Below are 23649 nucleotides of genomic sequence, written 5' to 3' on the forward strand. Positions count from 1 at the left end.
CGGGGTTGGGTTTTCTTAATTTTGAGGTTTTTTTGGGACCTTTAACTAATGCGAGTGCAAACAAACCCCCCCACGGGAACCACGGTTGCCTTTGGGGGGGGGGGGGGGGCGGGGGGGGGCCCCCCCCCCGGGGCCCCACGCCCGTTCATCGTGTGGTGTGGCTCAGTTGTCGTCGCGGATGCTGGTCGCTATGCCGTTGCTGATCACGACCTCGGCGCTGAAGCCCTTCTTGGCGGCCTTCTCCAGCTGGGCCTCGGTGCACTCGACGCCACCCTCGCCGCCCGGACCCGTGTTGATGGCATCGCAGATGTCGTCGTAGCCGATGATCTTGGTGTCCTCGGCGGTGAAGAACTGCTGTTCGGTGCCCTTCGAGTCGGAGACGGTGTACTTGCCCGGCGCCAGGTAGGAGACGTTGCCGAACCAGGTTCCGCTGACGCCCTTGCCGGCGTTGAGGCCCTCGACGACGGTCCCGGAGGAGTCGGAATCGGAGGACCCGGAATCGGAGGAGTCCGAGTCGGAACTGCCGGGCGGGGTGGCCTGGGTGCCCTGGGAGGTGTCGGAGCCCGACGCCGAGTCCGTTCCGGTCGTGGCGGACGAGCTGGGCGAGCTGGATGCGGTGGGTGAGCTGGAGGTGCTGGGTGAGCTGGCCGAGCCGGACGAGTTGTCGTCCGTGCCGCTCTGGCAGGCGGTCATCAGCAGGCCGGCGGTGAGCGCGGCGGTGGCGAAGACGGTCCTGCGCAGGGGGCGGTTCATTACGGGTGGTTCCTTCCGAGAGGTGCAATTAGCTTGTGAATTGGGTGAATTGGAATTGGGTGAATCAGGAAAGCCGCGGTCAGCCCCGGGCCACCGCGATGGCTCCCGAGAGCCGCTCGCCCGCCTCGTAGATCATGTACGGGACGCCGCCGTCGGTACCGAACGAAGGCGCCGCGGCGCGCCCGTCCTCGGGGGCCGCGCTGTGCGAGTTGTAGAAGACACCGAGGTGGGAGCGCTTGGCGAAGTCGTTGCCGACCTCGGTGATCATGATGTCGCCGCCGCTGGACTTGTCCTTGTTGTAGACGACGTACGTGCTGTCGTTCCGGTGGAGCAGATGCGGGCCGCCGACGTTGACGGCGCCGACGTCGGTGTGCCGGATCAGCGCCTGCTGATCGTAGGTCCAGGTGCGGCCGTCGGCGGACCAACCCCAGTGGATGTCACGGTGGTTGGTGGTGTTGTTCAGCATGAAGAGCATCACGTAGCGGGCGTCGCGCGCGGGCAGGTCGTGGCGGAAGACCCGGGCGTACGACGTCTCCGTGGTGCCCGCCGGGAGCATGGACTTCGACAGCACGACCTTGTCGTACGTGAAGTGGATCCCGTCGGCCGAACGGGCCAGGCGGGTCGTGTGGTTCTCGCCGTGGAAGTACAGCCAGAACTCCTTCTCGTCCGCGTTCCACAGCACGTGGGGCGACGAGACATGGCTGACGGAGTAGTGCGGTGACCACTTGTTGGAGACGATCGGGTTCGCCGGGTACTCCGTGAACGGCCCCTCCAGCGAGTCGCCGTACGCCAGGCAGATCCCGCCGGGCGGGTCGTGCGGCGCGTAGTACAGGTAGTAACGGCCGAGCGGGGAGGCGATCTTGTCGTAAACCCCTCTGATGCAGGGGAAGATGATCTCGTTGGTGGGGTTGTACTTCAGCTGAGACGCTGTCAGAAGCGTGCGTTTGTAGGTGTAGTTGGGGAATCCGCCGGGTGCTGCGGCAGCGGGCTGGGCACCCAGCGTCGTACCGACGGTGAGCGCGGCTCCGGTGGCGGCGCCGGCGCGCAGGAAGAGGCGCCGGCCGGGGTGGTGGTCGTGCATGGGGGGCTCCAAAGACGGGCTGGGGGACTCAGAGGTGGTCAGAGGTGTCAGAGGTGTTCAGAGGTAGGTGGCGGCGGTGACGCACAGGCCGCCGAGGGCGACCGCCCACACGTACGGCAGCGTGCGCACCATCACCTGTTGCGGAGTGACGCCCGCGTACTGGGCGCTCCACACGGTCTGGGTGCTGGTGGGGTCGGCGACGCCGAAGACCTGGTTGTACGAGGTGGCCATGCCGAGGACGGCGATGGCGGGGTAGATGTTCGCGGCGATGAGGACACCGGCGATGCCCGCGCCGAGCCCGAACACGTTGAGCGGGCCCCGGTAGAGGCACAGCGGCACGAGCAGCGTGAAGACGAGGACGAACAGCACCGGGTTCTGCGGGCTGACGGACTTGATCAGCGGTTCGAGCGCCTCCACGGCACCCGGCAGCTTCACGGCCGTGAGCAGGATGCCGATGGCGATGAACAGGACGAGCGGCGGGGCCGCCACCTCGAAGCCGCCGTAGAGCGTGCGCAGCAGCCGCTTGTTCATCTCACCGGGCCGGGTGGTCGTGACCAGCGCGTACAGCACGCCCGCCAACAGGGAAGGGATGATGGCGAGTTCGAGGCCCAGGGCGAGAACGAGCGGGACGGCGGGGGCGAGCAGCGCGTACCAGGGCGCGTCGCCCAGCTCCTGACGCCGTGAACGAGGCTTCGCACCTGAGGAGTCGGGGGAGTCGACGGACTTGAGCGACCAGGCGTGTTCCGTGCCGCGCCGACGTGTCTCGACGAGGACGAACGCGAGGGCCGCGACCAGTGCGAACGGGAACAGCTTCACCATGAAGCCGCGCACGGTCGGCACCGGCAGGTCCAGCGCGGTGGAGAAGAACTGCCACAGCGGAAGCTCGAAGGGGATGCCCACGGCGATGCCCATCAGCACCGTGCCGGCGGCCGTCACCTTGGGCACGCCGACGGCGATCATCGCGGGGATGCCGATGATCCCGGCGAGCATGGCAGCGGGCGCCGAGCCGGTCACCGTACCGACGAGCGCGGACACGGCGAGGACGCCGAGGGCGACGACGGTCGGGCGGTCGCCGCCGAACTCGACGATCTTGCGGACGAGGGTGCCCGCGATCCCGGTCTCGTCGAGGAGCTTGCCCAGCCAGGAGCCCAGGATGATCGCGATCATCGTGGCCGCAAGGGTCGGCGCGCCCTCCTGGAGAACCGTGTCCAGCACGCTGTTCTCGCCGGTGAGGGGCGCCCCGGCGAGGAAGGCGATGACGACGGCGAGCAGCACCAGTGCGAAGGCGGTGGGGAGTCTGCGGGTGAGCATCAGGCTGACACCGGCGGCCATGACGAGGAGGATGACGACGCCCATGGTCAGTTCTCTCTTCTCGGAGCGGGGCTTCTCGGAGCTGGAGTCCCGGGCCGGGTGAGCGCCGTGCGCAGCGCGGCGGTGAGGAGCAGGGGGCTGCGGCCGAGCCCGCAGACGGTTCGGGCGTAGGCGTGGGCGGCGACCTCTTCGGCACCGGCGACATGACCGGTCACGCGGTAGCGGCCGAGCCGCAGCACGGTGTGGCCGAGCGCCTGCTTCAGCGCGGCCTTCGCCGGGCCGTGGTGGAGGTGCGCGTGCACGGCCTCGTGGGCGAGCGCGGCGGCCCGCACCGAGCCCGGCGGATACCAGGCACGCCAGCCACGCGCGTCGACCAACTCCTCGGCGAGCGCGAGCGTGTCGGTGTACAGCTCTACGGTCGGGGGCCGTGATGTGTAGCGGGCGAGCAGCATCCGCTCCAGGCCGTCGGCTCGTTCGACCACGCGCGCGGTTGAGGGGACGGGAGCGAGACGGGACCCGAACTCGTCGGCCGTACGGGCCCATTGGCGGAGCAGTTCGGGGTCGCGCCCCTCGTGGGTGGGTGTGGCGGCCAGCAGCCGGACGCCCCATTCGATGTCGTCCACGGCGGTGAGTTCGGTGAGTTCGGTGGCCGTCATGACCGCACCTCCAGCACCGCGACCACCGGCTCGTCGCCCGCGCGCGCCCGCAACTCGCTCTGGGCGAGCGCGAGCAGCGGCTGTGGATCGAGGACGCCGGACAGGTCGGCGATCCGGGAGCCGAGCAGCAGTCGCAGCGCGGGAGCGCGTACCCCGCCGTCGCCGTACGACGTCGACTCGCCGACCAGCCGGGCGAGCACCTCGGGGGCGCCGGCCACGGTGGTGGTCTCCACGTGGGCGTCGGCGGCGTGGTGGCGTACGACGCCGTCCATGTCGACGATCCGTACGGACCGGAGAGTCGGTCGCAGTCGGCGGTGCGTCTCCGTCCCGTAGACGGTGTGCGCGGCCGTGCCCGCCAGGACCTGGACCGCCGCCGGGTCGGCCTTGAGACTGGCCGCCGCCGCACTCAGCCGCTCGGTGTCGTCGGCGCGGTGGGCCCGGTCCTGGGTGCGCAGTTCGGTGGCGCCGGTGGCGACCGCGCGCACGGTGTGGGTCTGCGGATCGACGGTGACCTCGACCTCGACGCCCTCGGCGGCGGCACCCTGGGCGACGACCGCCCGCTCCGCCTCGGCGCGGACAGCGAGGATCTGCTCCTGCGAGGCACCGGGCACGATCCGCTCGACCTGTTCCCGTACGAGCGCGAGGGCGACGCCGATGGGGCTGATCACCTCGTTGTGCCGGGCGATCCGGCCCTCCACGCCACTGCCGAGGGCGAGGTGCGGGGTGACGGACGCGGCCCCGCCACCCCCGCCGACGACCACGGCCGTGTCCTTGTCGAGGCGGTAGTCGCGGATCATGGCGTCCACGACCTTCCGTACCTGGGCGACGCCCGTGTCGAGGATGAGGGTGGCCGCCGTCGCGACATCCGTGCCGAGCACGGCGGCCAGCGGCGCGATCGCGGCCCGCGCGGTCTCCGGGTCGCAGTGCGCGAAGTCGCCCTCGGGGACCCGGCCGAGGGCGTTGGCGGCGCACGTCATGGTGACGGCGAACCGTCCGCCCGCCGCGTCGAGCACGGCGTAGTCGTCGGGGTCGCCGTCCATGGGCCGGACGGTGGCCACCGTGGCGTCACGCAGTTCGGCGGGGGAGGCGAAGCAGGCGTACGGCAGCCCCGCGATGTGGGCGCTGCGCGGTCCGACGCCGGTGATTCGACCGGCTCCGATCCGCACCATGGAACCGCCGCCCACGCCGACCGTGCGTACGTCGAGGGCGTTCAGGTAGGACGTCTTGCCGAGGATGGTGGCGTGCCGGACGGCGACTTTGCCGCGCCGTACGACGCTGATGTCGGTCGACGTGCCCCCGGTCTCCAGGAACACACCCTCGCTCACCCGCTCCCGCATCAGCGCGCCCGCGACTCCGGCGGCCGGTCCCGACAGGACGGTCAGGAGCGGCCGCCGGCGCATCTCGTCGAGGGACATCACACCGCCGTCGCAGCGCATCACCATCAGGGGCGCGGTCACACCGGCCTTGGTGATGGAGGCGTCGACGAGGTCGGCGGTGGCCAGCATGCGGGGCAGGATCGCCGCGTTGACCACGGCGGTACGGGTGCGCTTGTGCAGCCCGTACAGCGAGGTGATCTCGTGCGCGGCGGTCATCGGCAGCCCGTACGGCCGTGCCGCGTCCAGGACGGCCCGCTCGCCCTCGGGCCGGTCGACGCTGAACGGCTGGCTGGCGACGAGGACTTGGGCGCCTCCGCCGGGCAGCTGCTCGTCCTTCAGCTGCTCGACGGCGCGGCGGACGGCCGCAGTGTCGCTGGGGTCGGCGACATGCGCGTATACGAGCGGAAGCCGTTTGCCGGGGGCGAGTTCGAGCTTGCCGAAGGAGGCGAGGCGGCGGGTGAACACCGCCGAGGGGCCGGTCCCGATGCCGATCAGTCCGACGGTCGCCACGTCACCCTCCAGGAGGGCGTTGGTGGCCTGGGTGGTCCCGTGCGCGAGGAAGGAGACGTCGGCCGGGGCACGGCCGGTCTGCTCCATGAGCCGGTCGAGCGCCTCGACGATGCCGTGCGCGACACCGTCCGCGTGGTGGTGGCTGGTGGGGACCTTGACCTGGCCCAGGAGTTCGAGGGTCGCGGCGTCCACGGCCACGGCGTCGGTGAAGGTTCCGCCCACGTCGATGCCGACGCGTATGCGGGATGTGTTCATGTCATGGCTGAAGTCAGGGTTGTGGGCAGAGTTCATGTCGGGGCACCTCCTTGTACCGTCGTACCGTCCGTGTGCAGGGGAGTTCAGTAGCCGCGTACGTCCGGCCAGTGGCGCTGCACTCCGTCGCGGTCGAGGAGCCGAGCGAAGTCCTCGAACCGTTTCTCCTCGGCCTGCACCTGCTGCGGCTCGATGTCCTCGGCCACACAGTGCGCGGCCAGGGCGCCGGCGACCTCGCCGATGTTCCACTCCACCGGGTGGAGCCGGTAGCAGCCGTTGGTGATGTGGGTGGTGCCGATGTTCTTGCCGGCGGGCAGCAGATTGCGCACCCGGCGCGGTACGAGCGCCCCGAGCGGGATCTCGAACGGCACGGACCCGATGTCGACGTAGTTGTCGCCGCCGGTCGAGGGATGCAGGTCGATGCGATACCCGCCGACGCCGACGGAGTCCCGGTACCGGGTGCCGCCGTACGGCCCGACGATGTCGATCGCGACATCATGCTCGGTGACCGTGGTGACGGCCTTGATACGGCGGGACTCGCGCACGTACGCCGACTTGGCCAGCCCGTCCGCCGTGCCGGTCACGTCCGGACGGATCCGCAGGCCGGGGAAGCCGGTGCCGCCGTCCGCGCGCGGGGCCTCGGTCTGCAGCCAGTACAGCAGCGAGAGCGACAACTGCCGTGCCTCGCGCAGCGCTTCGGCCTGCTGCTCTCCGATGTACGGCTTCAACCAGTAGTCGTTGAGCGGCCAGTTGACGAGGGTGATGTCGGAGTCGAAGGCACCGGGCGTGTGCAGCTTGCGCGCGAGGATGCGCCGAAAGCCCCACAGCTCCTTGTCGCCGGCGTCGGCGCTCTGGTCGGCCGAGACGGCGAGCGGGTCGAGTTCCGGGTTCGGTACGAAGGTGCGCGGCACCGGCTCCAGCGTGCGCGGGTCGGGTGCCTCGAAGCCGAGCAGCGGGCCGGGCCAGAACGCGGGCCGGTACGCACGCCAGAAGTCGAAGTCGTCCGGGCGGTCGATCGTGTGGTCCTGGCCCTCGTGGTGGGAGAGCGCGAAGCAGACCGTGATGCCCTGCTGGTTGTCCGGCTGGGCCTCGTCGGGAGCGTGCAGTTCGTCGAACTCGGCCTGCGATTCGGCCCCGTTGGCGTGCTCGACGCCCGCGAGGTGCAGCAACTCACCGGTCTCGGTGGCGTCCAGGACGTACCGCGCGGAGAGGGTACGAAGTGTCCCGTCCCGCAGATCCTCCAGGGTGACGGCTCGTAAGAAGTCCCCGTCCGCCTCGGCTGCGACCGGCCGGTGTTCGGTGAGTACGGTCAGCCGACCCGCCGCACGATGGGGCGCGAGCATGCCCTCCAGGACGGCGAGGGCGACCCTCGGCTCATGGCAGAGCTTGCTGACGCGGCCCGCGCCCGGGTTGAGGTCGGTGAGCGCCAGCGCCTCGGCGCGCAGCGGGTACCAGTGGCGGTAGTACCGGCGGATCTCCTCGCGCAGTCGCCGGTACGAGGCGGTCGTACCGAACCGCTCCACCCACGGATGCTCGTCGGGCGGCACGGCCTGGCTGGTGAGCTGGCCGCCGATCCAGTCCGTCTCCTCGGTGAGCACGACGCTGCGTCCGGCCCGGCAGGCGGCGAGCGCGGCGGCCACACCACCGAGGCCACCGCCCACGACGAGGATGTCCGCTTCGGGTATCACGCTGCTCCTAGCTGCTGCTTCACGGGCGGGGTGGTGGGGAGGGGAGGGGGGCTGTGCGGACCGTACTCAGGGACGGGCGGGCGGGGGCGGTCCGGTCGTAGGCCCCGCCCGGAAGACACAACTGACGAGCGGCTCCCGAGCCCCGTCGTCCTCCCCGGCGACGAGCGCGGCCAGCAGCCGTACCGCCGCCGCGCCCAACTGCGGCCGGGGGATGTCGAATCCGGTCGGTACGGGCTCGCTCGCCAGATCCGAGGGTGGGCTGCCGAGCAGGGCGAGGGACACGTCCGCCGGGCAGTCGAGGCCCGCCTCGCGCACGGCGGAGAGCAGGCTCCGCCAGGCCGCCCCGGTGTCGGTCTCCTCCGCGACGAAGGCCGTCACCCCTTCGTCGGCCCAGGCGCGCAGCCGCTCGGCCGTGAGGTCGCGCTGCGGATCGGCGGACCGGAAGACGGCGGCGGGCCCGGCGGGCAGACCGGCGACCTCCAGCCCTTCCAGGAAGCCGCGTTGACGATCCGCCGAGGCGGGCGCGTCGTCGTCCTCCCGGACGAGGACGATCCGCCGATGCCCCAACTCGGCGAGATGGCCCACGACTTCACGGGTGGCGTGGACATAGTCCGCACCCACCCAAGCGACACCCTCCAACTCCTCGCGGCGGCCTAGGTGGACGACCGGGAAGCCGTCCTCGACCAGCCGCTTCAGCTCCGCCCGGGGAGTGTGGCGCCCCATGAACAGACAGCCGTCGGCGAGCCGGACCCGCCCCAGCGCGTCGGGAACCGAGGCCCCCGCACCACCACTGCTGGACCCGGTGAACAGCACCAGGTCGTAGCCGAGCGCCGCCGCCTCGCACTCCACACCGACCAGGAAGGGGTAGTACGAGTGCCGCACATCGGTGGGGAACGTGGCGGTGAAGCTGAAGACGCCGAGGAGGTTGTTGCGGGCGGCGGCCAGTCGCCGGGCGGCCGGGTCGGGCACGTAACCGAGGCTGCGGGCCGCCTCCAGGACGCGTCGGCGGGTCTCCTCGGAGATGAGGGGGCCCTTGCCGTCGGGCTTCGGGGAGAGCACCAGGGACACGGTCGCCTGCGACACACCCGCGAGCCGGGCCACCTCGGCCTGGCGGGGCCGCGCGGTACGTCCGGCGGGCGCGGGTGTGCGGCCGGGCCGCTTCCTGGGTGCCACAGAGGCTCCTCTCCTCCGAAGTGGCCTCTCTCCTCCGAGGCGCTGGTTAATGCGTATTACCTAATGCGTATTAATGGAGACTGTACCTCCCTGCCCGGCGGGTCAAGTCCCGGGAAGGAAGTGCGCTGGAACAGAAAAGGAACAGAGAGGTACTGGTCAGGCCTCAGGCCGGGCCCAGGTGGGAACGCGACGGGGCCGCGACGGGACCGCGGAGCGCAGCAGTCGGACCAGCCGGATGCGGCGCGGGACGCGGTCCCGGACGGTCTCCTCGACCGCTTCGCAGTCCGCCCACGCGGCGTCGGCGGTCGCGGCGTCAGGTCTGCGGCCCGCGTACGCGACCTCGTTGACCAGGGTGGCCAGGGCCGGCAGGCGCCCGCCCACGGCGCCGCCCACGTGCTCCGCGCCGAAGTCGGCGACCTCCTGTGCCGTGTGGGCTCCCGTGGCGGGCAGGCCGATCTCCGTGAGGCGTTCGATGATCTGCTGCCAGGCACCCAGGACCCTGCGCCGCGCGTCCGGGTCGCCGCGCCGTCTGCTGCGTCTGCGGTACGGCAGCCACAGCGCGTACAGCACGTATGCCGTGGCGAGGAGGAGCAGCGTGAGCGGGACGGTGAGCCAGAGGGGCGGACCCGAGCCGGGCCCGTTCCCGGCGGCGGGGGTCGCCGCGTCCGGCGTACGCGGGGACGGGGACGCCGACGGCCGCGCCGGTTCGGTGGTCTTCGGGTCCGTGTTCCGAGGGTTCTCGGGCCGCTGCGCCGACACGCCGACGGAACCGCCCTGGGTGGCCTCGCCGGGCGTCGGGTGGAACGGCACCCAGCCGACACCGGCGAACTCCACCTCCGGCCAGGCCAGTACGTCCCGTCCCCGCACCTGCCAGGTGCCGGAGCCGGTCTGCGTACCCGGGCGGAACCCCACGGCCACCCGGGTGGGCAGGCCCAGGGTGCGCGCCAGTACCGCGAAGGAGGCGGCGAACTGCTCTGACGTACCGCGCCCGCCGTCCGCCAGGAAGAACTCCAGGCTGCGGTAGGTGTGGCCGGGAAGCGCCCCCGGGTCGAGCCGGTAGGCGGTGCGCAGCCAGTCGGCGAGCCGCACGGCCTGTTCGTACGGGTGGGTGCTGCCCTGGGTCGCCCGTTCGGCGATCGTCCGGAACGACCGCACCGAGCTGATCGGCTGCCCGGCCGCGTCGACGGCGGGGAGAGCCGCCCGGGCCGGGTCGTCGGCGGCGGTCGCGTACCGCAGCAACTCGGCGTCGTACACGGGGAGGTGCGAGGTCGCGGTGTAGGTGAAGCCGGGCGGGACGGCCTCGCCCGTGGAGAGGACTCCGCTGTCCGGGTCGACGGACAGGGCGGTGCCCCCGGGCGTGCTCACCGACGTGGGCCGGTCGGCGGCGGGGAGCCAGATGCCGGGCAACGACTGCACGGTGACGTGTTGTTCGAGGGTTTTGGTACGGCCCGGGTCGACGTTCTTCTCCGCCGGGACCCGGCCGCCTGTACGGGTCAGCCCGGCGCCGCTCGTCCAGGTCGTGCCGTCGTAGCGGTCGAGGACCGCCAGCCGGTAGTTCCCGGGGGCCGCGCCCGAGGTCCGTACGGTGAACACCTTCTCGTCGCCGTTGCGCATCCAGGCCGCGACCTGGTCCAGCGGGCTGGTGGCCTGCGGCCGTACGGTCGGCGGCGTGACCGTCTCCGCGAGGTCGGCGGGGGCACCGAGACCGGGCAGGTGCGGACCCAGCAACCCCACGACGAGAGCGGGCACGGCAACGACCGGCAGCCGGACCGCGATGGCGCGCAGCGGCAGCCGGCTGCGTGAACGCACCAGTACCAGCAGGGCGGTTGCCCCGGCCAGCGCACCCGCGGCCGGGTAGGCGGACCCCGGCCCGTCCGCGCCGAGCACCAGCGGGAAGCCGAGGGCGAGGACCGCCGGGAGGGCCGGGAGCAGCGGGGCGCGGGTACGCAGGGCGAGTTCCGCGGAGACGGCGGCGGCCGTCCACACGACGGCGTGCGGCAGCACCAGCAGCCCGGGTTCGCCGGGCGCGGGCAGGATGGTGGAGAGCAGCGCGTGCGGGGCGTCGAGCAGCGCGGACCACGCGGCCCGCAGCGCGGGCCCGCCGGGCAGCCCGCCGCTCACCGCGCGGAACAGCGTCGCACTGACGACGACGGCCCAGGCGACGCCGGTCAGCAGCACGGACGGCCAGAGCGGCGTGGTCGCTGTCGGGCCTGCCCGCCGCCCGAGCAGCCCCGACAGCACGGCCGACAGGACGACCGGCGCGAACACGGCCACCGCCAGCACCGGAAGCAGCTCGGACGCGGGGAAGACCCGCGCGAATCCGTACCCGGCGGCGCCGACCATGGCCACCACGGGCACCAACGACCAGAGCCGCCGGGCGCGCTCCGCCTGCTCCGGGGTGGGGCTCGTCGTCGGGGCCGGGGCCGGTACGGCGCTTTGGCCCGGGGTGTCACGGGCGGCGGCGAGGGTGCTCATCGCGCGGCCTCCCGGCGCCGGTCGGCGATCAGGTTCTCCGGCGGCGTGACGTGCAGTTGGGGCGCGTCGGCCTTGTGCATGGCCGGGGGTGGTGCGTCCCGGACGGCGGTGACGGTGCTCATCGGGCGGCCTCTCGGCGCCAGCCGGTCACCAGGTTCTCCAGTGATGTGACGCGCAGTTGCGGTACGTCGGGGCCGGACGTCTCGTGCGTGGTCGGGGTCTCCGCGCCGACGTACACCACGGTCACGCGGTCGAAGCGGTGGCGTACTCGGGTCACGGCACCGAGACCCCGGGTGTCGCCGGTGCCGGTGCCGGTGACGACGATCAGGGTTCCGCCTCCGCGGTGGTGCTCCAGGCCGTCGAAGGCGGCGGTCATGGACGTCAGGTCTGCGGGGCGTACGACGGCCAGCGCGTCCAGGAGCGCCTCGGCGTCGTCGCCCGAGCCCTCGGTGCGCAGGAGCGGGCCGGCCGCGCCGACCAGGTGGACGGGGAAGTGGGAGCGGGCGGCCGCGCATGCGACTGAGGCCGCGCAGTCCACGGCCAGCTCGAAGTCGTCCTCCGAGGAGTGGGCGCGCCGTCGGGTGTCGAGCACGACCGTGGTGTGCGGGAGGGAGACATCCACCATCTGGCGGACCATCAGCGTGCCGGTGCGGGCCGTCGACCGCCAGTGGACCCGGCGCAGGTCGTCGCCGAGCACGTACTCGCGCAGCGCGTGGAAGGTGAGCGAGCCGTCGTCGGCGGTGTCCGAGGCCGGCCCCTCCACATGGTGCGCCCGCCCGGACGGCAGCACGGGCAGCGGGCGGATCCGGGGCCGTACGAGCAGCGTGTCCGAGCCACCGTACGGGCGCATACGGCGGGCCAGCCCGAGAGGGTCGGTGCGTTCCAGCCGCAGCGGTCCCACCGGGACGCGGCCACGGCGGGCCGTGGGCAGGGCGTACCGCAGTTCGTGGGACGTGCCCGGGCGCAGCGGCGGCACGTCGACGGCGATGTCCCGGTCACCGCACCGGTCGAGGGCGCGCAGGCCCCGCCGGGTGCGGTCGCCCGTGTTGGTGAGCGTGACGACGGCCTCGGCGGTGTCCCCCCGGACCACCCGGCTCGGCGCGGTCCGCCGCTCGGCGTCCAGCACGGGCGCGGGCAGCGCCCACAGGACGGCCACGGCGACGGCCAGCAGGCAGGTGACACCCAGCGCCGCTGCCTCGCCGTACCCGAGCGCGTACCCGGTGGTGGTCAGCACGGCGCCCCCGGCCAGCGTGCCCCGTCCGGTGGCCGACAGCATCAGACGTGTGCCCCGCTGTCCAGCCGTACGGTGGCCAGTACCTCGTCGATCACGTCCGTGCCGGTGTGGCCGCTCAGTTCGGCCTCCGGGGTGAGGATCAGCCGGTGCGCGAGGACGGGCCCGGCCAGTGCCTTGACGTCCTCGGGGAAGGCGTACGGCCGGGACTGCGAGGCCGCCCGGACCCGGACCGCGCGCAGCAGCGCGACGGAGCCGCGCGGCGAGGCGCCGAGCCGTACGTCGGGGAGGGTGCGGGTCGCCGCCACCACCCGCACCAGGTAGTCGTACAGCGCGTCGGCCACCTGCACTTCGCTGGCGGACGCGATGAGTTCGGCGATCTCGTGGGCGGTGGTGACGGGGGTCAGCGACTCGGGGGTGGGGGCTGTACCGGTCGGGGTTCCGGTTCCGGTCAGGATCGCGACCTCGGAGGCGTGGTCGGGGTAGCCGACGGTGATCCGCATCAGGAAGCGGTCGAGCTGGGCCTCGGGCAGCGGGTAGGTGCCGCCCATGTCGACCGGGTTCTGGGTGGCGAGCACCATGAACGGGCGGGGCACCGGGTGCGCGGTGCCGTCGGCGGTGACCCGGCGCTCCTCCATCACCTCAAGGAGGGCGGACTGGGTCTTGGGGGAGGCGCGGTTGATCTCGTCGCCGAGCACGATGTTGGCGAAGACCGGGCCGGGGAGGAACTCGAACGTGCCGGTGTTCTGGCGGTAGACGGTGACGCCGGTGATGTCGGAGGGCAGCAGGTCCGGGGTGAACTGCACCCGCGCGAAGTCGGCCTCGATGGAGGCCGCGAGGCAGCGGGCGAGGGTGGTCTTACCGGTGCCTGGCACATCCTCGATGAGGAGATGCCCTTCGGCGAACAGGCAGGTCAGGGCGAGTTCTATGGTGTCGCGCTTGCCCTTGACGACTCGCTCTACGTTGTCGGCCAGGGCGTGGAAGCACTTGGCGAGGCGGGCGGTGCTGTCGGTGGGGGGAGAGGTCATTCGCAGTCCCAGACGTCGGGGTTGAAGCGGGAGTCGACGAAGATGTCGGCGGTGTAGCCGGTGTAGTCCATGTCTTCTTTGGGGTCGTGGTAGGTGAGGTAGGCCCAGATGTTGCTGGTCGCACCGGTGTACTTGTGTGTCACCTGCTGGCCGTGCCTGTAGCAGTGGACGGTGACCTGGGGGCTCGTCATGCCGTCGATGTGTCCCACCCGGCTGCCGATTGCGCCGCTGGGCTCGGTGCGGATCCCGAGGGAGGCGGTGTCGTTGTCGTTGTGCACGATGTTCATCTGCTGGGCGGGCGGGGTCAGGTCGATCCAGCCGGGTGCCGCCGTGCCCGAGCCGGCGGCGTTGCTCGCCAGCACCGCCACCTGGCTGACGGTCCTGTTCTTCAGCCCCGTGTACGTGTGACTCGGCTCGGTGGTCTCCACCGGCCCCCCGGGCCCGTTGACCGTGTACGTCACCGAGCCGCCCGCGCTCTGCGGCGGCTGCCACGTCACCGTGCCGCCGTGTCCGCCCTGGGCCGGTGTGAAGGTGAGCTGCTCCGGCGCCCCCGGCGCGATGCACGGCCGCGCGAATGCCGAGGGCGCCGACTCCCTGCCCGGCCTGCCCCCGTCGTACTCCGCGACCACGGTGAAGCTGTACTGCTCCTCGCACGACCCGCCCTCGACCTCGAAGGCGAACGGGCCGTCGGGGCCGATCTCGGCCGGGGTCACGGTCTGGTCGGGCGTCGCCCCCTTGAGGACATAGCGCTGCGGGGTCGCGCCCAGCGCCTCGGCGAAGGTGATCCGGATGGCGCCCGACAGCGACTCCGACTGCGGCGCCCCCGGAGCCCCGGGCTCCTGGACCGGCGGGGACGACGGCGCGGGCCCTGTCTCCGTCGGACCGGGCTCACTCGGTGCTGTCGGTCCGGACGTGCCGTTCGACGGCGTGACGGTCGCGCCCGGGGCCGTCACCGTCACACCCGGAGCGGGCGCACCGGGCACCCCGGGCGGAAGCTGTGCGGCGGGGACGGCCGTCGGGACGCTGTCCTCGACCGGCCTCTCCCCGGGCTTGCGCGCCGACGGCACATCCGTCTCGTACTTGCCGATGTGCCTGACCTCGCCGTCCGCGTCGATCACCGCGGCGGCGGGACCGTTCTGGTCGTTCACCCACAACAGGCCGTCGTGGACGAAGAGTTCGAGCTCACCCGGCCCGTCGGTGATCCGTACCGGTGCGGCGGGCGCGGAGAGGGAGGTGTCGTACACCAGCAGCCTGCCGGTGGACTCGTCCGGTACGTAGACCCGCTTGCCGAGGAGCTGGGGTGCCCCGAGTTCCTGGCCCTGTACGGGCACGCGGGCGCGCAGGGTGTGCCTGCTGCGGACGTCGACGACCACCAGGTCCCCGCTGCCGGTGTCCAGCACCGGCACCACGGAACCGTCGGTGCCCGCCGGTACCTGGAGGTCAGCGGTCGCGTCGCCGAGTTCGAAGGTGCCCTGTACCCCCCTGACCGTCAGCACCTTCATCGCGGCGGCGGTCCTGTCGGTCACCACGGGGCGGCCGTCGGCCACGGTCAGCGCCAGATCGTGGCCCGCGTCGGCGACCGTGACCGCCGCGCTCTTCCTGCCCTTGACGAACGGCACCACCGTGCCCTGGTCCGGCAGCGGCACCCACAGCGTGCCCTGCCCGTCCACCACGGCGGCTCCCGGCCTCCCGCCCAGTGCCACGGGCGGGCCGTCGGGTGTCGTCAGCGCCGGGTCGATCCGCTGGACGGTGCCCTTCGAGGGGTCGAGGACATACGCGTACGCGCCGCCGGAGACCAGTTGCAGCCCGGCCGTGCCGTAGTCCGCCGACTGTTCGGCGGTCAGCTGGGCGGCGTCGATCCGTACGACCAGGCCGGTCCGCTCGTCCAGTACGAGGGTCGTGTCGCCGTTCCGCGCGACCGAGACCGGGTGGCCCGCCATCCCGGCCGGCAGAACGGCCTTGCCGTCCACCGCGCCGGTCAGCCCGTGGGCGTGGGCGACCTCGCCCCTCTCGCCGGCGGCCAGCCAGGCGCCGATGTCGGCGAGGGCGGGCCGGGTGTCGGCCGTACCGGCTCCGACGGCGAGCGAGGTGGCGATGAGCGCGCCGACCGCGCCGATCGCCAGGTAGCCGGTGACGCGGTTGCCGGTCGGCCGCAGTCTTGCCAGGGCAGCCGTGACCAGCGTCGAAGAACGTTGTCGGACCCCCGGCCCCGCGGATACCCCCGACATCTCGTGCTCCCTGGTGAGACGCGCAACTCCTCCTGGGGGCAGGGTAGTTGACAGAGGTGTGGCTGTCAGGGGACGACTCAAGACACGGACGATTCAAGACACGGGTGGCTCGATACACGGACGAGCAGCCGGAGTTCCCCCGATCGGACCCCGGCTGCCCGCATTTCCCGTGGTTCGGCCCTCAGTAGGCGGTGGTCCCGCTGCTCGCCCGGTCGAACTGCAGGTAGAACTTGGTGCCGTTGTTGACGTCGGTGGCCGCGAGTCCCCACGTCCCGGCGGCGATCCAGCGCTTCGCGTTGCAGTACTCGTCGCCGCTCGTGGGGTCGAAGCAGGTCTGCACGTAGGTGCCGCTGTTCGGCTTCACGTTGATGTCGGCGCAGTTGGACGTGGTGTAGGCGTAGGCCGGGTACGCGGGCCAACTGTGGTAGACGTCCGTGGAGTAGCTCTTGGCGCTGCCGTAACAGGACTGGGCCGCGGCGCCGGCCGTGGTGGCGGTGGCGGCGGTCAGACCGCCCGCCGCGAGTACGACGGTCGCCAGGATTCCGGCAGTACGTGAACGGATGTGCATGGTTCCCCTTGTGGTCGACTGTGCGCGGTGGCCCGGGCGCGGTCCGGTCCTCGTGGCCGGCCGATACCCCCGTGTCGGCGGGACCGGAGAGCCGGTGCCGTGCCCGAGCCGTGCCGACGCTGGCAGGACGGTCCGGCGCCTGGCAACGAATCGGCGTCCGGTGGGATGCTGGGACGCCGAGACACGTGGTGGCCTTGTACTTCGGGGGCCTGCTGGGACGCCGGTGGGACGGGGCAGTGGCACGGCATGACGGTTGGGGCCAAGGGGGCAAGACGAAATGGGATCGCAGCCCGTGGAGTTCGACGAGTTCGCGGCCTGTCTGCGGGCGCTCAAGGAACGGGCGGGTCTGAGTTACGAGGCGCTGGCCGGGAAGACCGGGATCAGCGGATCCAGCCTGCACCGGTACTGCTCCGGCTCGTACGTCCCGCTGGACTACGGGTCGGCGCACCGCTTCGCCACGGCCTGCGGGGCGTCACCGGAGGAACTGCGCCGATTACACCGGCTCTGGGCCCTGGCGGACGCGGCGCGGGATCCGGGTCGCGGCACGGACCCGGATCGGGGACGCGACGGCCAGACCGACGGCCGTCGTGCCGATCGGGGTGCCGGTCGTCGTGCCGACCGGGGTGCCGGTCGGGCTGCCGACCGGGGCGTGGACCGGGGCGTCGATCAAGACGTCGCCCAGGACGGGCCCCATGGATCGGCCCCAGCCCCGGCCCTGTCCCCGGCCCTGGACCCAGCCGCGGAGTCGGACCCGGCCGCCGCACCCGCCCCGGCCTCGGCCGCCGTACCCGCCGCAGCCTCAACCCCAGCCGCAGCCCCGACCGTCGTACCCGCAGCCCCACGCCCGCCCTGGCACCGCAGGAGATCGTCCGCTCTCGTCGTGATCGTGCTGGCCCTGGCGCTGGGGGCGACGGCATGGGGGCTCACGGCCGGGTCCGGCAGCGGTTCCTCCGACGACGGGCGGCCGCTGTTCTCGGCGGCGTGCGCCGGGCCGGTGGCCATGGGGCAGCGCGGTGTCTGCGTACGGGAGGTGCAGCGGCTGCTCGCCCGGGCCGGGGCCGAGCTGGACGTCGACGGCGAGTTCGGGCCGCAGACCCTGCGCCGGGTGACCGCCTTCCAGGTGTTGTCCCGTGTCGGTGCCACCGGGGTGGTCGGCGACGAGACGAAGAAGGCGCTCTACGCCGGGAAGACCAGCATGGACACCTGGCCGGCCGAGAAGGTGCGCCGACGGATCCGCGAGGTGTTCCAGGAAGCGCCGGACCGGGCGGTCGCCATCGCGGACTGCCAGTCGTTCCTCGATCCGCTGCACGTCCTGTCGAACACCGACGCCACTCGGAACTGGGGCGTTTTCCAGATCTCCGACGCCACGCTGCGCGGACTCGGCGGCACACCTCGCGACGCGCTGGACCCGGAGTGGAACATCCAGGCGGCCCACACGCTGTGGAGCCGCGCGCGGAACTTCGGGGACTGGCCGAACTGCGACCGGGCGGCCTCTCCCGCCCCTTCCGCCCCGTCCACCTCTCCCGCGGCCACCGGGCCGGCCCTGGTGCGGGCGGTGCACGGCCGGTCGGCGACACCGTCGCCGGACACCCCCGTGCCCTCGACGTCCACGGCCGTCAACTGCCCTCAGCCGGGGCAGCGGTTCAAGATGGCCACCCACGACCGGGTGTTCCTGGTCGGCCCGGGCAGCCGCCTGTACTACATCCCCGACGAGACCGTCTACTTGAACCTCTGGGACGACTATCGCGGGGTCGTCACTCTCGGCGGCAGCGTCTTCGCGGACTGCGGATGGGACGAGGCCCTCGAACTGGCCGACGCGTTCATGGCCAGGACGAGCAGCAGCCTGCGGGCCTACATCTGGGACGCCTGGTACGGCTACCGCTGGATCGAGGACTGGACCGTCTTCAACAAGTACGGGTTCTCGCCCGCGAAGATCCAGATGCGGTCCTCGCTGTCCCCCATCAGCGACGACACCAGGTGGCGGTGAGCCGGGGGTTCAGCGCACCGGGAAGCCGAAGGCGTAGCCCTCCTGCTTGAGCTGGGGGAGGATCCGGCGCAGGGCCTCGACGGTCTCGGAGCGGTCGCCTCCCGCGTCGTGGAAGAGGAGCGTCGGCCCGTTGGGCAGCTCCCGCTCGACGGTCGCGACGATGGCGTCCGTGCCCGGCAGTTCGAAGTCCTTGGTGTCCACGTTCCAGCCCAGCGGGCGCATACCGTGGGAGGCGGCCAGCTTGCGGCTGTACGGGGTGAAGGCCCCGCCGGGCGCCCGGTAGTACATCGGCCGTACGCCCCCGGAGGCCTCGGTGATCATGCGTTCGGCGTCGAGGATCTGCTGCGACTGGTAGGCCTCGGACTTCTTGTCCATCGTGGTGTCGTGCGACACCGAGTGGTCGCACAGGCGGTGCCCGGCCGCGACGACCTGCTTCACGAGGTCCGGGTGCGCCTGCGCCTGCGTCCCCACCATGCAGAACGTGGCCTTCACCCCGTACTCCCGCAGTACGTCGAGGACTTGGGGCGTCCACTCGGGGTCGGGGCCGTCGTCGATGGTGATGTTGACGCCGCGCGCACCCGCGTCCGAGGCGTGCGCGATGGTCACCGCGACCGGCTTGACGGCGGTGGCCGGCTTGGCCGAGGTCACCTTCGGCGACGCGCCGCCGACGGCTCCGGCCTGCGCGGTCCACATCGAGGCACCGGTGGCGAGCAGCGTCACCCCGAGCGCCGCGCCGAGCACCTTGCCGTACCAGCCACGCCCGCCGCTGTGCCGTGCCATGTCCGCCCCGCTTCCCGCAGTCCCGCGCCGAATTCCTTGGTCACTCCGCGACCAACTGGCAGGACGAGGAACGGAGCCCGGAGGATGCGTCCGTTACCGATCAAGGACAATCCCGGGGTGGTTTCCGGACAACGGAGGACGGGGAACGGGCTTCGCGCCGTCAGCGCGGGGTCCGGGCGGCGTCGTCACCGGGCGGGGGAGCGGCGGGAGTTGCCCCCGGCGGCAGATCCGGCGCGTCCGTGCGGCTGCCGTGGGGAACCGGGCCCGGGACATAGGGGAGGGGGACGTGACCGGCGGGGAACGGGGGATGCGCGGCCGGGAACTGGGGGTACGAGGCCGGGAACTGGGGGTACGCGGCGGAGAAGGGCAGCGGCAGCGGCGGCGGGACCGGTACCGGTGCGGGGACGGTTCGGGTCGGCGTACGGCGGCGCGCCAGCCACAGGACGGCCGCCGTGTACAGGGCGATGCCGGTCAGGTCGACGGCCACGAGCTGCCAGGGCGCGTCCGCGGCGGTGTCGTCGGTCTTGAGGCCGTCGACGATCGCGGCCGAGACGCCGAAGGCCAGGAGGTTGTTCACGGCGTGCAGCCCGATCGCCGCCTCCAGCCCGCCCGTACGTACGGTGAGCCAGCCCGCGACGATCGCGAACACGGTCAGGTCGGCGAAGCCCCACGGGGTGCCCCAGCCGTGGGCGGCGGCGAACAGGACGGCCTGGGGCACGAGCGCCCACCAGGGGGAGCGCAGGAAGCCGCCGACCGCCTGGGTGAGCCAGCCCCGGAAGACGTACTCCTCGGCGGCGGCCTGTAGCGGCACCAGGACGACCAGCATGGCGAGGGCCGGTCCGAAGACCTCCCAGCCCGCCCACCGCGTCGGCTCGGCGTCGTCCATGGGCAGCAGGAACATGGCCCCGGTGGTCACGGCGAGGATCGGGAGGGCCGCCAGTACGCACAGCCCCAGCCAGCGCCACCGCAGTCCGCCCGTCACGGACGAGACCGTGCCCGCCGGGCGGCGGCCGATCCAGCGCACCGCGAGCAGCACGACGGGCAGGGCGGAGGCGATCGCCAGCAGGTCGAGGGCGGTGCCTGTCACGGGGCCAAACTCGACGGTCCCGTCCGGGCCTTCGGGATACCTCTTGGCCGCACCCAGGGCGTCGACGACTCCGTAGAGGAGCCCGGCCACGACCACACACGCCACGACCACGAACCCGGTGCCCAGCAGGGGCCGCCACCATCGATGACGTACCGAGGCGCGTGCCATGCGGTGGTAGGGGAGGAGTTCGGGGAGGGGGTTCGTCATAGGGACAGCCTCTCCGTGGGTGCGTGCCCCCACATCCACCGTCGGCACGAACGGTGCCTCTGTCGGAGGGTAGAGGTGGGCGGAGAGAGGGTCCTGGGCCGGGTCCGCGCACAGGACCTGGCACCTGGGTCCCGTGTCGGCCGTAGCACCAGGGCCCTACGCTCGTGCCGAGATGGAGACGACGATACGCAACTGGCTGCTCCCCGCGCTGCTCGGGACCGCACAGATCGCCTGGCTGTGGCCCGGAGCCGGCCTGGCCGGCGCGGAGGTGCCCGGGGCGGCGGCACTTGTCGCCGTACTGGGCGCGGTGGTCGCCGAGACGGCCGCGCTGGGCCGACGCCGGCAGACGCCCGTCCGGGCCCTGGCCTGGTCCCTCGGCGCCCTCTTCGTGGGCCAACTGGCCTGGCAGGACGGCTACTTCGGGCTGGGTGCGCCGATCGCGCTGTACTCGGTCGCGGTCCGCTGCCCGGTACCCGTGACCGTACGCGCGCTCGCCGCGGTCGTGGGCTTCGAGTGGCTCTTCTCCTTCGTCCACCTCGGGTTCCGGCCCGCGCTCGCCGCGGAGTGGGCGCTCGGCGCGCTCGTGTACGCCGTCTGTGCGGGCCTCGGTGAGGCGCGGCGGCAGTGGCTCAAGGGGCGGTCGCTCGCGGCCGGCCGGCTGGCCGGCGCGGAGGAGACCCGGCGGCGGGCGGGCGACACCGAACGGCAGCGTCTGGCCCGCGAGTTGCACGACGTGAGCGCCCATCACCTCACCTCCGTCGTCATCACGGCCGACGCCGCACGCCGACTCGGCGACAGCAGGCCCGAGTTGACGGCCGAGGCGCTGGCCTTTGCCGAACGCACCGGCACCGAGACCCTGACGGCACTGCGCCGGCTCGTGGGCCTGCTGCGCGACGCGGACCGCCCCGACCCCCGCCCGATGACCGCCCGTATCGAGGAACTCATCGCCGGATTCGGCCGGTTGGGCCGCCCGATCGACGCCGTGCTCCCCGCCGACCTGGCCGGTCCGGCGGCCGAGGCGGTCCACGGGATCGTCCGCGAGGCCCTGACGAACGCCCTGCGGTACGCCCCGGGTTCGGCGGCGCACGTGAGCGTCGTACGCGGGGAGGGCGTACTGGAACTCACCGTCGACAACGCGCCCCCGCGCGGCGCGGTACCGGACGGCGTCGGCGGCCTCGGTTCGGGACGTGGCGTCGCGGGGATGAGGGAGCGGGCGGCGGCCGTGGGCGGGGAACTGACGGCCGGCCCCGCCCCCGGCGGTGGCTGGCGGGTGCGGGCCACACTGCCCGACGTCACGGGACCGTGGGGCGCACCCGAGGGCGCGGGCGGGCGCGACGTGCTGCGGGAACAGCGACTGGCCGACCCCGCACTGGTGCTGACGGCGACGCTCCTCCCCCTGGTGTTCGCCCTGGTCACGGTGGAGGAGTGGACGGCCACGAGCCTGCGCGCCACCCTCCCGGACCTGCTCCTCGTGGCCGCGCTGCTGACCGCGCACGCGGTGCCGCTGTTGTGGCGGCGACGCGCTCCGTGGCCGGCGTTCCTCGGTGTGCTGGCCACATCGTGGCTGTGGCCGGTGGCGGTCGCCGGGGCCGGACTGCCGTCACGGGTGTCGGAGTTCTTCGCCGGCGGAGCGCTCGCGGAACTGCTCGCGGTGTACGCCGTCGCGGTCTACGGCCGGGGAGCCGCCCGTACCTGGCCCGCGTGGTGCGCGGCGGCGGTCTCGCTCGCCGGGACCCTGGTCGCGACGGCGGGCGCGGACGGCAGGCTGATGGACGAGACCTCGATATGGCCCGTCGCCCTGGTGATGTTCATCCCGCTGACCGTGCTGCTCGCCGCCGTGTTCGCCGCCCTGTGGGGCGCCGGACTCGCCGTACGGCGCCGCCGCCTGCGCATCCTCGCCTGGGACGACCACGCGCTGGCCGGCACCCTGTGGCACGCCGAACGGGCCGCGGACGCCGAACGGCACCGCCTGGCGGCGAAGTTGCACGACGCCGTCCTGCACCCCACGACGGCACTGGTCGAACAGGCCCGGCAGGGACACCTGGAGGAGGTGGCCGCCGGTGCCCGCTCGGCCCTGGCCGCCATGCGCGAACTTCTCCACAGCCTGGGGAAACCGGAGGAGGATCCCGGGCCGGTGCTCGCACCGGCGCCCACGGCGGCGGACCTCGACACGCTGTGCCGGTCGATGCGCGCGGCCGGCCGGGACGTGACGCTGCGGGGCCTGCCGGGGGCTGCGCGGAACCTGCCGCCCTCCGTGACCCGGTCGGCGTACCGGATCGTCGAGGCGGCGCTCGACGCGGGCGGCCGGGGCCCGGCACGGGTCACGCTGCGCCGACGGCGGGACACCCTGCGCGTCACGGTGTCGGGCGTACCACCGGCCGCGACCGGCCCCGTGGCCGAACGCCTGAAGGCGCGGATGGGGACGGGAACAGGAAGCGTCACCTTCGAACAGGCAGGTTTCGAACAGACAGGTACGGTAACGGTGTTGCTGTCGACGCGCCCGAGTCCGCGGGAGCCCGTCCAGGAGGTGTTCCCGTCATCACCACCCGCGTGATGGTCGTCGACGACCAGGCGGTGGTCCGCGCAGGATTCGCCGCCATCGTGGACGCCGAACCCGACCTGACAGTGGTCGCCGAGGCCGGCGACGGGGCGTCGGCGGTGGAACTCGCCGCGACCACGGCACCCGACCTGGTCCTGATGGACATCCGCATGCCCGGCATGGACGGCCTCACCGCGACCCGCCTCATCACCGCGCGGGAGCCCTGCCCCCGCGTCCTGGTCCTGACCACCTTCGACCTGGACGCCTATGTGTACGAGGCGTTGCGCGCCGGGGCCTCCGGATTCCTCCTCAAGGACGCCCTTCCCGAGGACCTGCTGGCCGCGATCCGCGTGGTCGCCACCGGCGAGGGCATCCTGGCCCCGACCGTGACCCGCCGCCTCATCGACACCTTCGCCCAGGGCGCCCCGCAACCGCCGTCGGTGACGGGCGAGTTGTCCTCCCTCACACCCCGCGAGAACGAGGTCCTGCTGCACATCGCGTCGGGCCTGACGAACGCGGAGATCGCCTCCGCGCTCGGAGTGACCACGGGCACGGTGAAGACCCACGTGAACGCCCTGCTGACCAAACTGGGGCTGAGGGACCGGGTACAGGCGACGATCCTGGCGTACGAGTGCGGGTTGGTGAGGCCGCGGGGGAGGGCTTGAGGTAGGGGGGCGCAGGGGGTTGCGGCGGTTTTCCTCGCCCCCGCCGCCCCTACC

At 72.6% G+C, this 23649-nt stretch carries 18 protein-coding genes; 3 read left to right on the forward strand and 15 right to left on the reverse strand.

All coding sequences use genetic code 11. The features are described 5' to 3' along the window. Positions 1–162: 162 nt before the first annotated feature. From ACFYXF_RS37330 to ACFYXF_RS37390, 13 genes are all read right to left on the reverse strand, one after another. Positions 163–753, reverse strand: a complete 591-nt coding sequence (locus tag ACFYXF_RS37330) for a hypothetical protein (RefSeq protein WP_389356407.1) — start codon at positions 751–753, stop codon at positions 163–165. Positions 754–832: 79 nt separating this feature from the next. Further along, positions 833–1834, reverse strand: coding sequence for a hypothetical protein (locus tag ACFYXF_RS37335; RefSeq protein ID WP_389356408.1), 1002 nt, complete (start codon positions 1832–1834; stop codon positions 833–835). 57 nt (positions 1835–1891) lie between these two features. Continuing rightward, positions 1892–3190, reverse strand: a complete 1299-nt coding sequence (locus ACFYXF_RS37340) for a TRAP transporter large permease subunit (protein ID WP_389356409.1) — start codon at positions 3188–3190, stop codon at positions 1892–1894. A gap of 2 nt (positions 3191–3192) precedes the next feature. Next, the gene (locus ACFYXF_RS37345; RefSeq protein ID WP_389356410.1) at positions 3193–3801 is read right to left on the reverse strand and encodes a hypothetical protein; all 609 of its coding nucleotides are present in this window, start codon (positions 3799–3801) and stop codon (positions 3193–3195) included. Beyond that, positions 3798–5942: a hydantoinase/oxoprolinase family protein gene (locus ACFYXF_RS37350; protein ID WP_389356476.1), complete on the reverse strand. Its 2145-nt coding sequence runs from the start codon at positions 5940–5942 to the stop codon at positions 3798–3800. Before ACFYXF_RS37350 ends, ACFYXF_RS37345 begins: the two co-directional genes overlap by 4 nt. An 83-nt stretch (positions 5943–6025) precedes the next feature. Beyond that, on the reverse strand, positions 6026–7627 hold the full coding sequence (locus ACFYXF_RS37355) for an FAD-dependent oxidoreductase (RefSeq protein WP_389356411.1): 1602 nt from the start codon (positions 7625–7627) through the stop codon (positions 6026–6028). A gap of 66 nt (positions 7628–7693) precedes the next feature. Further along, positions 7694–8800 carry a LacI family DNA-binding transcriptional regulator gene (locus ACFYXF_RS37360; RefSeq protein WP_389356412.1) on the reverse strand — a complete coding sequence of 369 codons (1107 nt, stop codon included), beginning with the start codon at positions 8798–8800 and terminating at the stop codon, positions 7694–7696. Between the two features lie 156 nt (positions 8801–8956). Next, positions 8957–11275, reverse strand: coding sequence for a DUF3488 and transglutaminase-like domain-containing protein (locus ACFYXF_RS37365; RefSeq protein ID WP_389356413.1), 2319 nt, complete (start codon positions 11273–11275; stop codon positions 8957–8959). Further along, positions 11272–11397: a hypothetical protein gene (locus ACFYXF_RS37370; protein ID WP_389356414.1), complete on the reverse strand. Its 126-nt coding sequence runs from the start codon at positions 11395–11397 to the stop codon at positions 11272–11274. The genes ACFYXF_RS37365 and ACFYXF_RS37370 overlap by 4 nt, the downstream gene beginning before the upstream one ends. Next, positions 11394–12551, reverse strand: a complete 1158-nt coding sequence (locus ACFYXF_RS37375; protein ID WP_389356415.1) for a DUF58 domain-containing protein — start codon at positions 12549–12551, stop codon at positions 11394–11396. Before ACFYXF_RS37375 ends, ACFYXF_RS37370 begins: the two co-directional genes overlap by 4 nt. Next, the gene (locus tag ACFYXF_RS37380) at positions 12551–13534 is read right to left on the reverse strand and encodes an AAA family ATPase (RefSeq protein WP_389356416.1); all 984 of its coding nucleotides are present in this window, start codon (positions 13532–13534) and stop codon (positions 12551–12553) included. The genes ACFYXF_RS37375 and ACFYXF_RS37380 overlap by 1 nt, the downstream gene beginning before the upstream one ends. Then, the gene (locus tag ACFYXF_RS37385) at positions 13531–15762 is read right to left on the reverse strand and encodes a hypothetical protein (RefSeq protein WP_389356417.1); all 2232 of its coding nucleotides are present in this window, start codon (positions 15760–15762) and stop codon (positions 13531–13533) included. Before ACFYXF_RS37385 ends, ACFYXF_RS37380 begins: the two co-directional genes overlap by 4 nt. Before the next feature lie 181 nt (positions 15763–15943). After that, on the reverse strand, positions 15944–16330 hold the full coding sequence (locus ACFYXF_RS37390; RefSeq protein WP_389356418.1) for a hypothetical protein: 387 nt from the start codon (positions 16328–16330) through the stop codon (positions 15944–15946). 277 nt (positions 16331–16607) lie between these two features. Here ACFYXF_RS37390 and ACFYXF_RS37395 point away from each other — a divergent pair, with 277 nt between their 5' ends. Beyond that, complete coding sequence (locus tag ACFYXF_RS37395) at positions 16608–18317, forward strand: helix-turn-helix domain-containing protein (protein WP_389356419.1); 1710 nt, start codon at positions 16608–16610, stop codon at positions 18315–18317. A 9-nt stretch (positions 18318–18326) separates the two neighbouring features. Here ACFYXF_RS37395 and ACFYXF_RS37400 read toward each other — a convergent pair whose 3' ends face one another. Beyond that, positions 18327–19097: a polysaccharide deacetylase family protein gene (locus ACFYXF_RS37400; protein WP_389356420.1), complete on the reverse strand. Its 771-nt coding sequence runs from the start codon at positions 19095–19097 to the stop codon at positions 18327–18329. Between the two features lie 160 nt (positions 19098–19257). Continuing rightward, on the reverse strand, positions 19258–20391 hold the full coding sequence (locus ACFYXF_RS37405; protein ID WP_389356421.1) for a CPBP family intramembrane glutamic endopeptidase: 1134 nt from the start codon (positions 20389–20391) through the stop codon (positions 19258–19260). 172 nt (positions 20392–20563) lie between these two features. Here ACFYXF_RS37405 and ACFYXF_RS37410 point away from each other — a divergent pair, with 172 nt between their 5' ends. Continuing rightward, positions 20564–22945, forward strand: coding sequence for a histidine kinase (locus tag ACFYXF_RS37410; RefSeq protein ID WP_389356422.1), 2382 nt, complete (start codon positions 20564–20566; stop codon positions 22943–22945). Next, positions 22930–23595 (forward strand): response regulator, encoded by a 666-nt coding sequence (locus ACFYXF_RS37415; RefSeq protein WP_389356477.1) that lies wholly within the window; start codon positions 22930–22932, stop codon positions 23593–23595. The genes ACFYXF_RS37410 and ACFYXF_RS37415 overlap by 16 nt, the downstream gene beginning before the upstream one ends. Positions 23596–23649: the final 54 nt, after the last annotated feature.

Source organism: Streptomyces sp. NPDC002680, assembly GCF_042889145.1.
GTDB lineage: Bacteria > Actinomycetota > Actinomycetes > Streptomycetales > Streptomycetaceae > Streptomyces > Streptomyces adonidis.

Excerpts from the sequence above, each read along its gene's own strand:
- ACFYXF_RS37350 (WP_389356476.1), bottom strand. The coding sequence starts at position 5,942 with ATGAACACATCCCGCATACGCGTCGGCATCGACGTGGGCGGAACCTTC.
- ACFYXF_RS37330 (WP_389356407.1), bottom strand. The coding sequence starts at position 753 with ATGAACCGCCCCCTGCGCAGGACCGTCTTCGCCACCGCCGCGCTCACC.
- ACFYXF_RS37365 (WP_389356413.1), bottom strand. The coding sequence starts at position 11,275 with ATGAGCACCCTCGCCGCCGCCCGTGACACCCCGGGCCAAAGCGCCGTA.
- ACFYXF_RS37335 (WP_389356408.1), bottom strand. The coding sequence starts at position 1,834 with ATGCACGACCACCACCCCGGCCGGCGCCTCTTCCTGCGCGCCGGCGCC.
- ACFYXF_RS37375 (WP_389356415.1), bottom strand. The coding sequence starts at position 12,551 with ATGCTGTCGGCCACCGGACGGGGCACGCTGGCCGGGGGCGCCGTGCTG.
- ACFYXF_RS37370 (WP_389356414.1), bottom strand. The coding sequence starts at position 11,397 with ATGAGCACCGTCACCGCCGTCCGGGACGCACCACCCCCGGCCATGCAC.
- ACFYXF_RS37390 (WP_389356418.1), bottom strand. The coding sequence starts at position 16,330 with ATGCACATCCGTTCACGTACTGCCGGAATCCTGGCGACCGTCGTACTC.
- ACFYXF_RS37380 (WP_389356416.1), bottom strand. The coding sequence starts at position 13,534 with ATGACCTCTCCCCCCACCGACAGCACCGCCCGCCTCGCCAAGTGCTTC.
- ACFYXF_RS37400 (WP_389356420.1), bottom strand. The coding sequence starts at position 19,097 with ATGGCACGGCACAGCGGCGGGCGTGGCTGGTACGGCAAGGTGCTCGGC.
- ACFYXF_RS37340 (WP_389356409.1), bottom strand. The coding sequence starts at position 3,190 with ATGGGCGTCGTCATCCTCCTCGTCATGGCCGCCGGTGTCAGCCTGATG.
- ACFYXF_RS37385 (WP_389356417.1), bottom strand. The coding sequence starts at position 15,762 with ATGTCGGGGGTATCCGCGGGGCCGGGGGTCCGACAACGTTCTTCGACG.
- ACFYXF_RS37395 (WP_389356419.1), top strand. The coding sequence starts at position 16,608 with ATGGGATCGCAGCCCGTGGAGTTCGACGAGTTCGCGGCCTGTCTGCGG.
- ACFYXF_RS37405 (WP_389356421.1), bottom strand. The coding sequence starts at position 20,391 with ATGACGAACCCCCTCCCCGAACTCCTCCCCTACCACCGCATGGCACGC.
- ACFYXF_RS37410 (WP_389356422.1), top strand. The coding sequence starts at position 20,564 with ATGGAGACGACGATACGCAACTGGCTGCTCCCCGCGCTGCTCGGGACC.
- ACFYXF_RS37345 (WP_389356410.1), bottom strand. The coding sequence starts at position 3,801 with ATGACGGCCACCGAACTCACCGAACTCACCGCCGTGGACGACATCGAA.